Source organism: Pectobacterium polonicum, assembly GCF_005497185.1.
GTDB lineage: Bacteria > Pseudomonadota > Gammaproteobacteria > Enterobacterales > Enterobacteriaceae > Pectobacterium > Pectobacterium polonicum.
Genome location: NZ_RJTN01000001.1, coordinates 249,313 through 263,658, shown reverse-complemented (window position 1 = coordinate 263,658; position 14,346 = coordinate 249,313). Strand labels below are relative to the sequence as shown.

The window sequence follows — 14,346 nt, the reverse complement described above, 5'->3', positions numbered from 1 at the left end:
TTCATGGCTAAGTTTTTTATAGATCGACCCATTTTTGCATGGGTACTCGCCATCATGGTGATGCTGACGGGGTTGCTGGCAATTGTTAAATTACCTATTGCCCAGTATCCGACGATCGCACCACCTACGATTGATGTAACCGCAAACTATCCAGGTGCCGATGCCAAGACACTGCAAGATTCCGTTACGCAGGTTATCGAACAGAACATGAACGGCATCGATAACCTGATGTATATGTCATCTAATAGTGACTCATCAGGTTCTGTGCAGATCACGCTGACGTTTGAAGCGGGTACAAATGCAGATATCGCGCAGGTTCAGGTGCAAAACAAACTGCAACTGGCGATGCCGTTGCTGCCGCAAGAAGTACAGCAGCAAGGCGTTAACGTCGAGAAATCCAGTAGCAGCTTTTTGATGGTTGCCGGTTTCATCAGTGAAGACGGTAAGCTCGCACAGCAGGATATTTCTGACTACATTGCCGCTAATGTTCGCGAGCCAATTAGCCGTACTTCTGGTGTCGGTAATGCGCAGCTGTTTGGTGCCCAATATGCGATGCGTATTTGGCTAGACCCGAACAAGCTGAACAACTACCAATTGACAGCAGGTGATGTGACCGCAGCGATCCGTGTTCAGAACAATCAGATTGCTGCTGGACAGTTGGGGGGCTCCCCTCCTGTTCCCGGTCAACAGCTAAACGCCTCAATTATTGCGCAGACCAGGCTCAATTCAGCAGAAGAGTTTGCCAAAATTTTGTTGAAAGTGAATCCTGACGGTTCTCAGGTTCGCCTAAAAGACGTTGCCCGTGTTGAACTCGGTGCTGAAAGCTATGACGTCATTGCACGCTACAATGGTCAACCTGCATCTGGTATCGGTATTCAGTTGGCGACAGGGGCAAATGCCCTGGATACCGCCTCTGCGGTTAAGGAACAAATTGCTAAATTAGAACCTTTTTTCCCTAGCGGGATGAAAGTGGTTTACCCATACGATACAACGCCGTTCGTTAAGATCTCCATCAACGAAGTAGTGAAAACGCTGGTGGAAGCTATCGTACTGGTCTTCCTGGTGATGTACCTGTTCTTGCAGAACTTCCGTGCCACGCTGATCCCAACAATCGCCGTGCCAGTCGTCTTGCTAGGGACATTTGCTATCCTCTCCGCGTTTGGCTATTCCATAAACACCTTGACGATGTTCGCGATGGTTCTCGCCATCGGGCTTCTGGTGGATGACGCCATCGTCGTCGTGGAAAACGTGGAACGTGTCATGGCAGAAGAAGGTCTGCCGCCTAAAGAAGCAACCAAACGATCCATGGAGCAAATCCAAGGCGCATTGGTCGGTATTGCGCTGGTATTGTCCGCCGTATTCGTCCCGATGGCGTTTACCGGTGGCTCCACAGGGGCAATCTATCGCCAGTTCTCCATCACAATCGTTTCTGCGATGGTGCTGTCAGTTCTGGTTGCATTGATTTTGACACCTGCCCTTTGTGCAACACTGCTAAAACCGATCGCCAAAGGCGATCACGGTGAGAAAAAAGGCTTCTTCGGCTGGTTCAACAGACTGTTTGAGAAGAGCACGCATCACTACACCGACAGCGTGGCAAATATCCTGCGCAGCACGGGTCGTTATCTGGTCATCTATCTGCTGATTGTGGTCGGTCTGGCACTGTTGTTCTTGCGTTTGCCAACCTCTTTCCTGCCAGACGAAGATCAAGGGGTTCTCCTGAACATGGTTCAGTTGCCTTCAGGGTCGACGCAGGAAAATACCCAGAAAATCATGGACAGAATGACGCAGTACTATCTCGAAAATGAGAAGGCCAACGTTAAATCTGTATTTACCGTAACAGGATTTGGTTTCTCTGGCCGTGGGCAAAACGTCGGTTTAGCTTTTGCCAGCTTGAATGACTGGAGTGAACGAAGCGGTAAAGAAAATAAAGTTCAGGCTATTGCTGGTAGGGCAAACGCAGCGTTCAGCCAATACAAAGAGGCCATCGTTTTTGCAGTTAACGTCCCTGCAATTATTGAACTCGGTACTGCGCTCGGCTTCGATTTCCAGTTGATCGATCAGGCTAACCTTGGACATGCAAAACTAACGGAAGCTCGTAACCAATTGCTGGGCATGGCTGCGCAACGCCCTGACACGCTGGTGCAAGTTCGTCCTAATGGGATGGAAGATACACCGCAGTTCCGTCTTGATATCGATCAGGAAAAAGCGCAGGCGCTTGGCGTGTCACTGTCAGACATCAACTCAACGCTGGCGACAACGCTAGGTGGCTCCTACGTGAATGACTTTATCGACCGTGGTCGTGTGAAGAAAGTTTACGTTCAGGCCGATGCCCCTTTCCGTATGCTGCCGGATGACATCAAGAACTGGTACATCCGCGGTAGCAACGGGCAAATGGTACCATTCTCCGCCTTCACGCAAAGCCACTGGGAATACGGTTCTCCACGTCTGGAACGTTATAACGGCCAGCCATCGATGCAGATCCAGGGGGAAGCTGCGCCAGGTAAGAGTACTGGTGAAGCGATGGCGCTGATGGAAGAATTCGTCACCCAATTACCGCAAGGTATCGGTTACGAATGGACGGGAATGTCTTATCAGGAACGATTGTCTGGTAATCAGGCACCGGCAATCTATGCCATTTCATTGATTGTCGTATTCCTGTGTCTGGCTGCGCTTTATGAAAGCTGGTCAATACCGTTCTCCGTCATGCTGGTTGTTCCATTAGGGATCGTCGGTGCATTGATTGCAGCGAATATGACGGGTCTTGAAAACGACGTTTACTTTAAGGTGGGCCTGCTAACAACCATTGGGCTATCCGCAAAGAACGCCATATTGATCGTCGAATTTGCTAAAGATCTGATGGAAAAAGAAGGTAAAGGGCTGATAGAAGCAACGCTGGATGCGGTTCGTATGCGTTTGCGTCCAATTCTGATGACATCGCTGGCCTTTATCCTCGGCGTAATGCCTCTGGTAATCAGTAGCGGTGCAGGTTCCGGTGCACAAAATGCCGTTGGTACTGGCGTAATGGGCGGGATGATTACAGCGACCGTGCTGGCCATCTTCTTCGTCCCTGTGTTCTTTGTTGTGGTTCGTCGCCGCTTCAGTAAGAAAGCAGACGATACAGCAGCCCACTAATACTTCAAACAACCCATATCTACTCTAAAAGGCCGCCTAGCGGCCTTTTTTATCTCTCTGCCCTATACCCGATTAATCCAAACTAAACGGCACACTATGCTTTTTTTCATCGATTCGTATTTACAATGATTTAGATAATGCTGCCGCCTCACTGCAACATAATGGTTGATCATGATGATAAAAAAGCGCAACATATAGATATGTTATAACATAACAATAGAGGCAATAATGAAGGCAGGAATTCACCCTGACTATCGTACAGTGGTATTTCACGATACCAGCGCAGATGTCTATTACAGGACAGGGTCAACTATTAAAACCGATCGGACAATCGAGCTTGAGGGCGTCAACTACCCTTACGTAACCATTGATGTTTCTTCGGCATCGCATCCCTATTACACTGGGAAGCAAAAAGAATATTCCAAAGAAGGCAGCACAGCGCGCTTCCAGCAGCGCTTTGGGAACTTCTTCAAGTAATCAGAGAGGGTTATTAAATGCAGGTGCTTAGTTCGCTGCGTTCAGCAAAAAATCGTCACAAAGATTGTATTGTGGTCCGCCGTCGCGGACGAGTTTACGTTATATGTAAATCCAACCCGCGCTTTAAGGCCGTGCAGGGCGGAAAAAAGAAAAAAGGTTAATCTTTCTCTACCACATCCCGATACAGTCGATGTTATGACGTGAGTAAGTCTGTACGGGATGTGCTTTCGTTAAAAAACTTATTAAACAATAAGATAACAATAATCACGATAGCGTACTACCGAACAATCTCTTCGCATTTCTTCTACCCTTTCTCATATTTTCAGATAGAAACAATTAAATAAGCCGCCGACGAGTTTATTCTATGCTCATTGTTACAAAAAAATCTGAGGATTAATCAAAATAAATAGCGGTGAAAACCTTACCTATTATCCGCGAATTTTACGAACGCTTTTGCTATAGTCATATATAGAATGACCTAATCGTAGCCAACATGGTATAGCTATACTTAAGGTTAAGTCATGATATGTTGGTATTTACGCCAACCCTATTTCACGACATAGTAATATGTGAGAGGTTCGAAAATCGCCGTTGTCTCATTCAATGCTGAACGAATCACAATGGCTAAACACATTGTTTGTAACAACATCAATACGAAACAATGCTAACGTCTTTATCTTGCAGGCTTCATCAGTCTACCTGTTTACCAGGTGTTAACCGCAGTAACACTGAATAACGGCTTAACGGAGGGATTGATATGGATGAGTACACACCAAAACATTATGATATTGCCCAACTCAGATTCTTATGTGAGAATCTGTGTGATGAAAGCATAGCAACGTTAGGCGATAGCAGTCATGGCTGGGTCAATGATCCAACCTCTGCGATCAATCTCCAATTAAATGAACTTATTGAGCATATCGCTACGTTTATTCTCACATTTAAAATAAAATACCCTAACGAAAGTGAGCTTTCAGAGCAGGTTGAAAAGTATTTGGATGATACTTACGTCTTGTTTAGCAACTATGGTATTAATGATGCTGAACTACGGCGCTGGCAGAAGTCTAAAGCAAAATTATTCGGAATGTTCTCAGGGGAGAACGTCTGTACGCCTGCTAAAACTTAAGCAATAATTTATTTATATTTTTTAACCACCAGGTACTGTTTGCATAGGCCATTATGAAAAAAATCGATTATTTGATGCGTTTGCGTAAATGCACAACCATAGACACTCTCGAACGCGTTATTGAAAAAAACAAGTATGAACTCTCCAATGATGAGCTGGAGATGTTCTTTTCTGCAGCCGATCATCGCCTGGCAGAGCTGACGATGAACAAACTCTACGACAAAGTTCCGACCGCAGTATGGCGATACGTCCGTTAATTTCTAACGGCGTGCATACAAAAACTGACATTAAATACACTGTGCCGATAATATTATCGGCCTTTGTTTTTATTATCTTTTTAACGTATTAATTAAGTAAGACTTGTAACAAATTGTATTCCCCACATAAAAATTGAAATACTATTTCACCCCATTTATTTATTTCCTGCCGTTTATCATTTATCCCCAAATAATTCGAGTTTCAGGACAAAACGAGTTCGTTTTGAATAACGCGAAGCGTTAGCCCTTTAGGGCGATGCTCATCAAGGAGCATCGTAACGCGGCAAGAGAGGGAATCCCGATGAGCTTACACAAGTAAGTGATTCAGGTGAGTGAACGTAGCCAACGCACATGCAACTTGAAGCATTACGGGTATATAACGGGAATATAGCAATCGCATTGATATCATCGTAAATAGTATATCCCGTGATGAAAACAGGGGTTGTAATAATTGGTGCAATTATTAATCGCGAAGTAAAGAGCCCCGCGAATCCTCCAGAAAAAGCAGAATTGAACCAACGACGCCTGTAGAATCGAGAATGACGGCTCAAAGATTATGTATGAGAGTGGATTTATGGCGGCGAGTCGAATTTATCGACAGAGAATGAATGCCTGCTCGACGATGAAGCATCCATACAAGAGCAGAAATGGTGGAGGCCCTGCCAGCTACATCCCGGCACACACGTCTCCTGCTGCGGCTGCTTCCTTCCGGATCTGACCGAGTCCACAGGTTAGTGTTGCGGGAGAACCGACAGGGCCTCCATTGACGACTTTATAACAATGCTACTGCTCGTCACAAAGCGGTGGGCATTATCGGCGATGAGATAGGCAATTGCAAGCTAACACATGCTAACCGTTGTTTTCTTACCCACCCCGCTGTGCCACTATGGCATCCAATCGATTCAGGAGCAGCCAGGAATATGCGCTGATGTCAGAAGAAAACGATAATTTCCGCCAACGCGTTTTTCAAATTGTCGCGGCGATTCCCTATGGAAAAATAGCAACCTATGGCGACATCGCGCAACTTGCCGACTCACCCAGAGCATCGAGGCAAGTCGGCGGTGTGTTAAAACGTTTGCCGAAAGACAGCAAACTCCCCTGGCATAGGGTAATCAACCGTAAAGGCGAAATATCACTCGTCGGTGGAGATTACATACGCCAAAAATCAGCGCTACAAGCGGAAGGCATTATTTTCAATCGTCAGGGTAAGGTTGATCTTGCTAAGTATCGCTGGCAATACGCGCCATAACGGCGCGTATACTGATGAATTACCAGATTGGCTGAGCAGGCACCATAGAGGATGAAGCCGGTTGCCCCTGAAGCATATGAGGGGTTTCATTCGCAGGATTGGATATCATCGCTCCCTGACTTTTCGCGGGTAACGGGACTGAAGCAACAGGCACCAACACCAAATCGGCACGGTTCACCCCATTGCTAATAACGGGTAAGACGTTCTCCGTCACCATGACGACGCGATTATCGATCGCAACTGCCGCGCTGAGCAAGATACGCGCGTTGGGCTGAATATCAGCCGGGTTATACGGTAACTCGAACTGGAAAGGTGACTGCTTTCCTTCTGTACGCGTCACACTCTGAGTAATCACTTTTGAAGGCGCATCCGCCAGCGATGCATCAGACACCGTAACGGTCAAAACCGCGTTATGAGGCAGCGCAATACGCTGACGAATATTCACTGTACCCGTTACCGCAGGCATTGCGACAGCCGGGCGCGGTGAGGAAACAGAGGTAACAGGTGCGCCAGTCTGAGGAGAAACGCCATAATCACTTCTCTGTGCACATGCGGCCAGAGTCATCGATAACGTGATACCGCCTAAGATATGCCATAATTTCATTCGGTCAGTCTCCTTTATTATTGTCAGACTACCGGCATCGTAAACCGGCACTCACAAATAGTATGATTCAATAAACATAATAGTGATGGTGCAAAATTCTGATATTTTCCTAAAAACCACACATTCGTTATAGTAAAAAGCTACAAATAGATATTTTAAACCTTACAGAACAAATAGATAACTAACCATCCGCATCCATTGAGGCCGATACCATGAGTCAATCACTACAACACCTTCTCGACCTCTTGCATTTAGAGAAACTCGAAGAAGGGCTATTTCGCGGACAAAGCGATGATTTGGGGCTGCGTCAGGTCTTTGGTGGGCAAGTCGTGGGGCAGGCGATGTCAGCCGCCAAGCAAACCGTTCCTATCGAGCGCAACATTCACTCTTTTCACAGCTACTTTTTGCTACCCGGCGACAGCCAGAAACCGATCATTTATGACGTTGAAAACCTACGCGATGGCAACAGTTTTAGCGCCCGGCGCGTTAGCGCTATCCAAAATGGCCGACCCATTTTTTATATGACGGCCTCTTTTCAAAGCCATGAGGAAGGGTTTGAACACCAAAATGTGATGCCAGACGTCGCACCGCCAGAAACACTAAAATCCGAACAAGAAATCGCGCAAAGTATGCAGCACCTTCTGCCGCCCCGCTTTCGCGATAAATTTATTCAAGCTAGTCCGATTGAGATGCGCCCAGTTAAATTCCACAATCCCCTGAAGGGAGAAGTGGATGAGCCAGTAAGACACGTTTGGTGTCGTGCCAGTAGCACGCTGCCGGACGATAAGCGTATTCACCAGTATCTTCTCGGCTATACGTCTGACTGCAATTTCTTACTCACCGCTTTGCAGCCTCATGGCGTCGGCTTTTTGGAACCGGGTATGCAGGTTGCCACGATCGATCACTCAATGTGGTTCCACCGTGATTTCCGGCTGGATGACTGGCTGTTATACACCGTGGAAAGCACGTCCGCATCCGGCGCTCGTGGCTTCGTGCGCGGGCAATTCTATACCCGAGAAGGCGTGCTGGTTGCATCCAGCATGCAGGAAGGCGTCATGCGTCGCCGCCAGCCGTAAATTCACTATATACCGTAAATAAAACAGGCGTGGAGTTTCCCCCACGCCTGTTTGTCGATCTCACTTACTGGTTATAGGCACAATTACTGGTTGTAAGCGCTCTCGCCATGGCTGTTGACGTCCAGACCTTCGCGCTCTTGCTCTTCAGGTACACGCAGACCGACAATCATATCCGCCACTTTGAAAGCGACGAATGCCACTACGCCAGACCACACCAGACAAACAATCACGCTGAACAGTTGCACCCAAACCTGATGCGCCATCGTCACGCCTTCTGCATAGCCAGTACCCCCCAGCGAAGCCGAAGAGAATACCCCCGTCAGGATACAACCAACGATACCGCACACGCCGTGAACACCGAACACATCACACGGGTCATCCACACGCAGCCATCTTTTCAGTACCGTTACGCCCCACAGACCAGCAACACCACCAGCCAGACCGATGATCAATGCGCCACCCACACCTACCGTGCCTGCCGCTGGGGTAATGGCCACCAGACCCGCGATACAGCCAGAGCACGCACCTAGCAGAGAAGGTTTACCGCGAACCAACCACTCACCGCCGACCCATGCCAGAATGGCAGCAGCAGTCGCAACAACCGTGTTCAGGAACGCCAGAGCAGCAATACCGTTCGCCGCGCCCGCAGAACCGGCATTGAAACCAAACCAGCCGATATACAGAATCGCCGTACCGATAAAGACCATCGGCAGGTTATGCGGTTTGAACGCTTCTTTACCAAAGCCGGCACGCTTGCCCAGCAGGTAAGCACCAACTAACCCAGCAACCGCAGCGTTGATGTGAACGACTGTACCGCCAGCGAAATCCAGCGCGCCATCCGCAGCCAGATAACCACCGCCCCATACCATGTGTGTCATTGGCAGATAAGAGAATGTCAGCCATAGCGCAACAAAAATCAGCACCGCAGAGAAACGAATACGCTCAGCAATTGCCCCGACAATCAGCGCAACGGTGATGCAGGCGAAGGAAGCCTGATACGCTACGTGCACAAACTGATAGAAGGTGCCACTGATAGACTCAATCCCAATGCCTTTCAGCATAAAGGTGCTGAACCCACCGAAGAACGCGTTACCTTCGCTGAAGGCCAAACTATATCCATAAACAACCCACAGGATACAGACCATAGCGAATGTTACGCTCACCTGCGTCATCATAGACAGAACGTTCTTTGAACGGATCAGGCCACCATAAAACAGTGCGATGCCCGGTATAGTCATAAAGAGTACCAGCGCGGTACAAATCATAATAAAAGCGTTATCCGCTTTATCAATCGTCGGTGTTGCAGCCATTGCCCAGGTCGGGAGTAATGCCGCCACACCGAGACCTAATGAAGAGAGTAGTTTTTTCATTTTCATCCATCCCTATTTACGTATCTACGCTAGGTGTTGTTAAAGTGCGGCTTCGTCAGTTTCACCCGTACGAATACGGATAACCCTTTGCAACTCGGCGACAAAAATCTTGCCATCACCAATTTTTCCGGTGTACGCGGCTTTGCTGATGACGTCGATGACTTCGTCCAGTTGGTCGTCTGCAATCGCGATATCAATTTTTACCTTGGGCAAAAAGTTAACGCTGTATTCAGCACCACGGTATAGCTCCGCGTGCCCTTTCTGACGACCAAATCCTTTCACCTCAGTGACAGTAAGCCCCTGAATGCCGACAGAAGATAACGCTTCACGTACATCTTCCAGCTTGAATGGTTTTATCACCACAGTAACCAGTTTCATTTATCTTCCCCCTAGCCATTACGTTCAGGCTTTCGCCCGCCACTTGTTCGATTACGCGCTCTATGAAGTCGGTCTACGCAATGATTAAAGCAAACGGTGTGCCATAAATGATTTATCTGGCATAAATCAGGAAAGATAACGAGATTAAAGATGGGAAAGGGTAAAAATCAAATTCAATAGGAAAGAAAGATGGGAAGATGTGGGCAAAAAATGCACCAAATTAGTGCATCAAGAGTGTTTTCAGTGCAGAGCGAGCAAAAAGCTGAATCATGATGCTTACTGATGGTGCGAAGACATGATCTGACTGTCGTTCTGCACCACTCGACGCGGTGCAGAACGTGGAATCACAGATAATGGTGTTATACGGTACAAGGCTCGGTACTGGTGCTAGCAAGATCCTCTCCGGCCAGTTGCAGCTGATACATTTGGTAATAGCGCCCCTGCTGTTGCAGCAGTTGCTTATGTGTTCCCCGCTCAACGGTTTGTCCATGATGGAGCACCATAATCGTGTCGGCCTCCACAATGGTGGAAAGTCGATGAGCGATGATAATCAAGGTTGTCTGTTCCCTGATAATACGCAGCGCCTTTTGCACCGCTTGCTCCGTACCAGAATCAATATTCGCCGTCGCTTCATCAAGAATCAGGATTTTAGGCGTTTGCACCAGCACCCTTGCAATCGCCAACAGCTGTTTTTGTCCAGTAGACAGGTTATTCCCCTGCTCACCAATACGCGTATGTAACCCTTCAGGGAGATCGCGAACCAATTCAGCGAGCTGCACCACTTCCAGCACCCGCCAAACGGCTTCTTCGCTGATATCACGCCCCAGAGTTACATTCACAAACATGGACTCCGCCAGCACAACCGGGTCCTGTTGCACCATTGCCACATTTTGGCGCAAAACCGCATGAGAGAGCGTCGATAGCGGCCGGCCATCGAGCCGAATCTCACCCTCCCCTGCGGCGTAATACCCCATTAGTAAGCTGGCTAATGTACTTTTTCCACTACCAGTATGCCCCACTAAAGCGACAAAGCCGCGATCGGGTATCGTCAGAGAAATATTCTGTAGCACACGTTTTTCTGTGCCATATGAGAAAGAGACATCATTAATATCAACGCGTCCAGACGCCAAAGGACGATCGTCATTTCCGTAGCGCTGCTTTGTGCCATCCATCAACTCAAAGATACGCTCACCGGCAACAACCGCCTGCTGCAACATCGATTGCTGGGTCGTCAGTTCAATTAGCGGTTCATTCAAACGGCCAAGGTAGTTGATAAAGGCATACAAGACCCCAACACCAACCGATCCCATCGAGCTAAAACCGAATTGGATCAACAACCCACACAGCACCATCGCGGCAAATAAGCTCAGCAGCGGCCGTAGCAGGAAACCTTCCAGACGCAAGGCCTTCATCCGCGCTTCGTAATGCGCATGGCTGGCTACGCCTAGCTTCTTCCCAAAGCGTGCCTGCTGACGGAATTGCTGAATGACGCCCATACCATTAATGACTTCGTTGAAACCATCGTTAATGTCCGCCAGATAGCTTCGCACCTTGCGTACAATCGGCGTACTAAAGCGGTGGTAAAGCGCCATAACCGTCGCGACTGCGGGGAAAATCATCAGCGCAACCAGCGCCATCTGCCAGTTCAGACTGAACATCGCCACCAGCATCGCACCAACCAGCGCCGCACTGCGTAATACGGTTGACACCACCATGACGTACAAATCTTTCACGACTTCGGTGTCATTGGTGACGCGTGAAATCAACTGCCCGACAGGTTGCGTATCAAATGTGCTCAGCGGTTGGCGCAATGCAGCATCCATGACATCAATACGCAGTTGCTGCACGACACCAACCGCGACCCGGTTAAACAACAACGTCTGAAAATAGTGCAGAGAAGCCGCCAAAATTTGCAGCAGGATATAGGCCATTGCCAAGCCAGCTGCAATTGCCAACGGAAAGTGGCCTTTAGCCACCAAATTATCAATGAAATAGCTCACCAATATGGGGCCAGAGACTTCAGCAATAGCCGCAACCCACAGCATCAGGACACCGAACATCAGCGGTTTTCGCCAGGGGGAACCATAGGCCAGCAAACGTTTCAGGGTTGGCCAAAACTGTTGGGGGCTATTCATTTTTCGATCCTTCCAACTGCGGCACATCATCCAGCGCCGCCTCCAACTGTTGATAACGATACATATCCCGATACCAGCCAGGTTCTGCCGCCAGCGCTCGGTGCGTGCCACGCTGCACGGTTTGCCCCTGTTGCAGCACCACAATTTCATTCGCCTCGGTTAGGGCTGACAGGCGGTGTGCACTGATGATCAGCGTCCGCTTTTCGCCCCATGTTTTGAGATTCTGCAAAATCTGGTGCTCCGTTCGCCCATCAACCGCAGACAGCGCATCGTCCAGCACCAAAATCTCAGCATCCAGTAGTAGCGCTCGTGCGATCGCGATCCGCTGTTTTTGGCCGCCAGAGAGCATCACGCCGCGCTCACCAACTTCTGTCTGGTAACCCTGGGGCAAACGTAAAATATCATCATGCACACTCGCAAGCTGTGCCGCCTGTTCAATCTCCTGCTGCGTGGCATTTGGGCGACCCAGTGCAATATTTTGTGCCACCGAATCCGAGAACAAAAAAGGCATTTGTCCGACAACGGCAAAACGGCTCCTGAGCTCATCCAACCGAATGGCATTCAATGGACGATCGTGATAACGAATCTCTCCCGATTGGCTATCGAAATGACGCAAGATCAGGGCTAGCAGCGTACTTTTCCCCGAGCCTGTCGGCCCGCATAACCCCAACATATTGCCCGGAGCCAAGGTAAATTGAATATTTTTTAAAGCATCGCGGGGATTATCGGGATAGCGAAACGCGGAGATATTCACTGCCAACACGCCCCGATCGGCAGGCAATGATTCCTCACCGTCTTTCACCACAGCGTCTTCCGCGAGTAGCTGTCGAATACGGCCATATGCCGCACTGCCGCGCTCAACAATATTAAACATCCAGGCCAGCGCCAGCATCGGCCATATCATCAATCCCAGATACATGACAAAACTGGTCAACAAGCCTAATGTCAGCGAACCATTGATCACCATCCAACTGCCGCCGCCAATCGCCAGCAAATTCGACAGTCCGACGGCAATATAAATCGTGGGATCGAAGCGGGCATCGACTCGGGCAACGTGCATATTTTTAGCGCCAGCATCCGCGGCAACCTGCGCGAAACGTGCAGATTGATAGTTTTCCAATCCAAAGGCTTTAATCATCCGAATACTGGTCAAACTTTCCTGCGCCTGATCGTTAAGCGAAGAAAATGCCGCCTGTGCGGATTTAAAACGGTTATGCAGTTGGGTGCCATAACGTTTAATGAAAAGTGCCATGATGGGCATCGGGAGCAGCGCCAGCAACGTGAGCTCCCAACTAATCTGCGTACACATGACCACCAGCACAGCACAGCCCATCACCATCGAATCGACCAGAGTCAACACACCTTCGCCAGCAGCAAATACCACGCGATCGACATCGTTAGTCGCGCGCGCCATCAGATCGCCAGTACGGTGGCGTTGATAAAATGCAGGATGCTGGCGGCTTAACTGGCGGTAAAAATCTTCTCGTAACTCGACCGCCAACTGGTATGAGGCCCCAAACAGGAATACACGCCACACATAGCGCAGCAGATAGACCATGACGGCGGTCACTAGCATCACGCCAATCCACTGCATCATTTCAGCCATCGACATGCCATGTTGCGTCACACCATCGACAATCACGCCAACCAGTTTTGGGGGCAGTAATTGCAAAATAGCAATCGCAATGAGTAGTGCGACAGCGCCCAGATAGCGACGCCATTCACGGCGAAAATACCAACTTAGTTGAGCAAACAGTCTCACGCGGTTTTCGTTCCAATAGTCAGACGGGTCATGACAGACTCAGAAAAGTGATTATTAAAAGACGGATATACGATGAATCACAGGGATAAGGGCAATGCCGTGGTATGCTTGATTCGTTCCATAGCAAAGCTAGATGTTACATCGACTAGCCCGGGAATGCCATTCACTAACCGCTTATAGAAATCATCATAGCTTTTCATATCAGCGACCTGAACCTGCATCAGGTAATCGTATTCGCCAGCCATACGATAGAAAGCCAGTACCTCCGGCATGTCGGACACCACACGAGTAAAGGTCTGATACCAGTCCCGATTGTGTTGTTGCGTTTTCAATAAGACAAACGCCGTCAACCCTAAGCCCAGACGTTCATTATCCAGTAGCGCCACTCGCGCTCTGATGATCCCCTCTTCTTCCAAACGCTTCAGACGTTTCCAGCACGGTGTGGATGTCAAATTGACCGCATCGGCCAGCGTCTGTAACGAGAGCGTGCAATCCTGTTGCAGCATATTCAGCAATATGCGATCAATTTTATCCAACATAGGGCCACTCCATAGAAAATTTTTCTCTACTTTCCGCGATTGAGAGAGAAAAGCAATGTTCTTTCCGCCCCAAATTGGCTTCAACACTCACTGACGACATCAGAAAGCCACATCACCACTCGATAATGAAAAAACATAATGAACTGTATAATATGGGAATTCATTACCTTTTACAGAGAGTGATACGATAAACAGGCTGGTTGAGTTCTACGATTTGTGGCGATATCGACCAACAGCGTAT

13 protein-coding genes and 1 other RNA gene are annotated in these 14,346 nt (G+C 48.7%); 7 read left to right on the top strand and 7 right to left on the bottom strand.

Features of this window, described 5'->3' with window-relative positions; all coding sequences use genetic code 11:
- The first annotated feature begins 3 nt into the window (after nucleotides 1-3).
- The 5 genes from EDI29_RS01145 (at nucleotide 4) to EDI29_RS01125 (ending at nucleotide 4,992) form a co-directional block, all read left to right on the top strand.
- A complete protein-coding gene (locus EDI29_RS01145) occupies nucleotides 4-3,132 on the top strand; it encodes an efflux RND transporter permease subunit (protein ID WP_137739380.1) in 3,129 nt (1,042 codons plus the stop codon).
- Nucleotides 3,133-3,360: 228 nt separating this feature from the next.
- Nucleotides 3,361-3,609: a type B 50S ribosomal protein L31 gene (locus tag EDI29_RS01140; RefSeq protein WP_137739379.1), complete on the top strand. Its 249-nt coding sequence runs from the start codon at nucleotides 3,361-3,363 to the stop codon at nucleotides 3,607-3,609.
- 17 nt (nucleotides 3,610-3,626) lie between these two features.
- Nucleotides 3,627-3,770, top strand: coding sequence for a type B 50S ribosomal protein L36 (gene ykgO, locus EDI29_RS01135; RefSeq protein WP_005976091.1), 144 nt, complete (start codon nucleotides 3,627-3,629; stop codon nucleotides 3,768-3,770).
- 596 nt (nucleotides 3,771-4,366) lie between these two features.
- Complete coding sequence (gene tomB, locus EDI29_RS01130) at nucleotides 4,367-4,735, top strand: Hha toxicity modulator TomB (RefSeq protein ID WP_005976089.1); 369 nt, start codon at nucleotides 4,367-4,369, stop codon at nucleotides 4,733-4,735.
- Between the two features lie 53 nt (nucleotides 4,736-4,788).
- Complete coding sequence (locus EDI29_RS01125) at nucleotides 4,789-4,992, top strand: HHA domain-containing protein (RefSeq protein WP_005976087.1); 204 nt, start codon at nucleotides 4,789-4,791, stop codon at nucleotides 4,990-4,992.
- 657 nt (nucleotides 4,993-5,649) lie between these two features.
- Here EDI29_RS01125 and ffs read toward each other — a convergent pair.
- Nucleotides 5,650-5,746, bottom strand: an RNA gene (ffs, locus tag EDI29_RS01120) — signal recognition particle sRNA small type.
- Nucleotides 5,747-5,920: 174 nt separating this feature from the next.
- Between ffs and EDI29_RS01115 the strand changes: the two genes are divergently transcribed.
- A complete protein-coding gene (locus tag EDI29_RS01115) occupies nucleotides 5,921-6,241 on the top strand; it encodes an MGMT family protein (RefSeq protein ID WP_137739378.1) in 321 nt (106 codons plus the stop codon).
- A 19-nt stretch (nucleotides 6,242-6,260) separates the two neighbouring features.
- On the opposite strand, the gene EDI29_RS01110 is transcribed toward EDI29_RS01115, so the two are convergent.
- Complete coding sequence (locus EDI29_RS01110; protein ID WP_137739377.1) at nucleotides 6,261-6,845, bottom strand: YbaY family lipoprotein; 585 nt, start codon at nucleotides 6,843-6,845, stop codon at nucleotides 6,261-6,263.
- Nucleotides 6,846-7,057: 212 nt separating this feature from the next.
- On the opposite strand from EDI29_RS01110, the gene tesB reads away from it, so the two are divergent.
- A complete protein-coding gene (gene tesB / locus EDI29_RS01105) occupies nucleotides 7,058-7,921 on the top strand; it encodes an acyl-CoA thioesterase II (protein WP_137739376.1) in 864 nt (287 codons plus the stop codon).
- A gap of 83 nt (nucleotides 7,922-8,004) precedes the next feature.
- Here tesB and amtB read toward each other — a convergent pair whose 3' ends face one another.
- From amtB to EDI29_RS01080, 5 genes are all read right to left on the bottom strand, one after another.
- Nucleotides 8,005-9,291, bottom strand: a complete 1,287-nt coding sequence (gene amtB / locus EDI29_RS01100) for an ammonium transporter AmtB (RefSeq protein ID WP_165800659.1) — start codon at nucleotides 9,289-9,291, stop codon at nucleotides 8,005-8,007.
- 39 nt (nucleotides 9,292-9,330) lie between these two features.
- On the bottom strand, nucleotides 9,331-9,669 hold the full coding sequence (gene glnK, locus EDI29_RS01095; RefSeq protein WP_002208627.1) for a P-II family nitrogen regulator: 339 nt from the start codon (nucleotides 9,667-9,669) through the stop codon (nucleotides 9,331-9,333).
- A 359-nt stretch (nucleotides 9,670-10,028) separates the two neighbouring features.
- Complete coding sequence (locus tag EDI29_RS01090) at nucleotides 10,029-11,804, bottom strand: SmdB family multidrug efflux ABC transporter permease/ATP-binding protein (protein WP_137739375.1); 1,776 nt, start codon at nucleotides 11,802-11,804, stop codon at nucleotides 10,029-10,031.
- Entirely contained in the window at nucleotides 11,797-13,566 is a 1,770-nt protein-coding gene (locus EDI29_RS01085; protein WP_137739374.1) for a SmdA family multidrug ABC transporter permease/ATP-binding protein, read from the bottom strand. Before EDI29_RS01085 ends, EDI29_RS01090 begins: the two co-directional genes overlap by 8 nt.
- 77 nt (nucleotides 13,567-13,643) lie before the next feature.
- Nucleotides 13,644-14,105, bottom strand: coding sequence for an Lrp/AsnC family transcriptional regulator (locus EDI29_RS01080; RefSeq protein WP_137739373.1), 462 nt, complete (start codon nucleotides 14,103-14,105; stop codon nucleotides 13,644-13,646).
- Nucleotides 14,106-14,346 lie beyond the last annotated feature (241 nt).

Coding starts and splice junctions, on each gene's coding strand:
- EDI29_RS01145 (WP_137739380.1), top strand. CDS start 4: ATGGCTAAGTTTTTTATAGATCGACCCATTTTTGCATGGGTACTCGCC.
- EDI29_RS01140 (WP_137739379.1), top strand. CDS start 3,361: ATGAAGGCAGGAATTCACCCTGACTATCGTACAGTGGTATTTCACGAT.
- ykgO (WP_005976091.1), top strand. CDS start 3,627: ATGCAGGTGCTTAGTTCGCTGCGTTCAGCAAAAAATCGTCACAAAGAT.
- tomB (WP_005976089.1), top strand. CDS start 4,367: ATGGATGAGTACACACCAAAACATTATGATATTGCCCAACTCAGATTC.
- EDI29_RS01125 (WP_005976087.1), top strand. CDS start 4,789: ATGAAAAAAATCGATTATTTGATGCGTTTGCGTAAATGCACAACCATA.
- EDI29_RS01115 (WP_137739378.1), top strand. CDS start 5,921: ATGTCAGAAGAAAACGATAATTTCCGCCAACGCGTTTTTCAAATTGTC.
- EDI29_RS01110 (WP_137739377.1), bottom strand. CDS start 6,845: ATGAAATTATGGCATATCTTAGGCGGTATCACGTTATCGATGACTCTG.
- tesB (WP_137739376.1), top strand. CDS start 7,058: ATGAGTCAATCACTACAACACCTTCTCGACCTCTTGCATTTAGAGAAA.
- amtB (WP_165800659.1), bottom strand. CDS start 9,291: ATGAAAAAACTACTCTCTTCATTAGGTCTCGGTGTGGCGGCATTACTC.
- glnK (WP_002208627.1), bottom strand. CDS start 9,669: ATGAAACTGGTTACTGTGGTGATAAAACCATTCAAGCTGGAAGATGTA.
- EDI29_RS01090 (WP_137739375.1), bottom strand. CDS start 11,804: ATGAATAGCCCCCAACAGTTTTGGCCAACCCTGAAACGTTTGCTGGCC.
- EDI29_RS01080 (WP_137739373.1), bottom strand. CDS start 14,105: ATGTTGGATAAAATTGATCGCATATTGCTGAATATGCTGCAACAGGAT.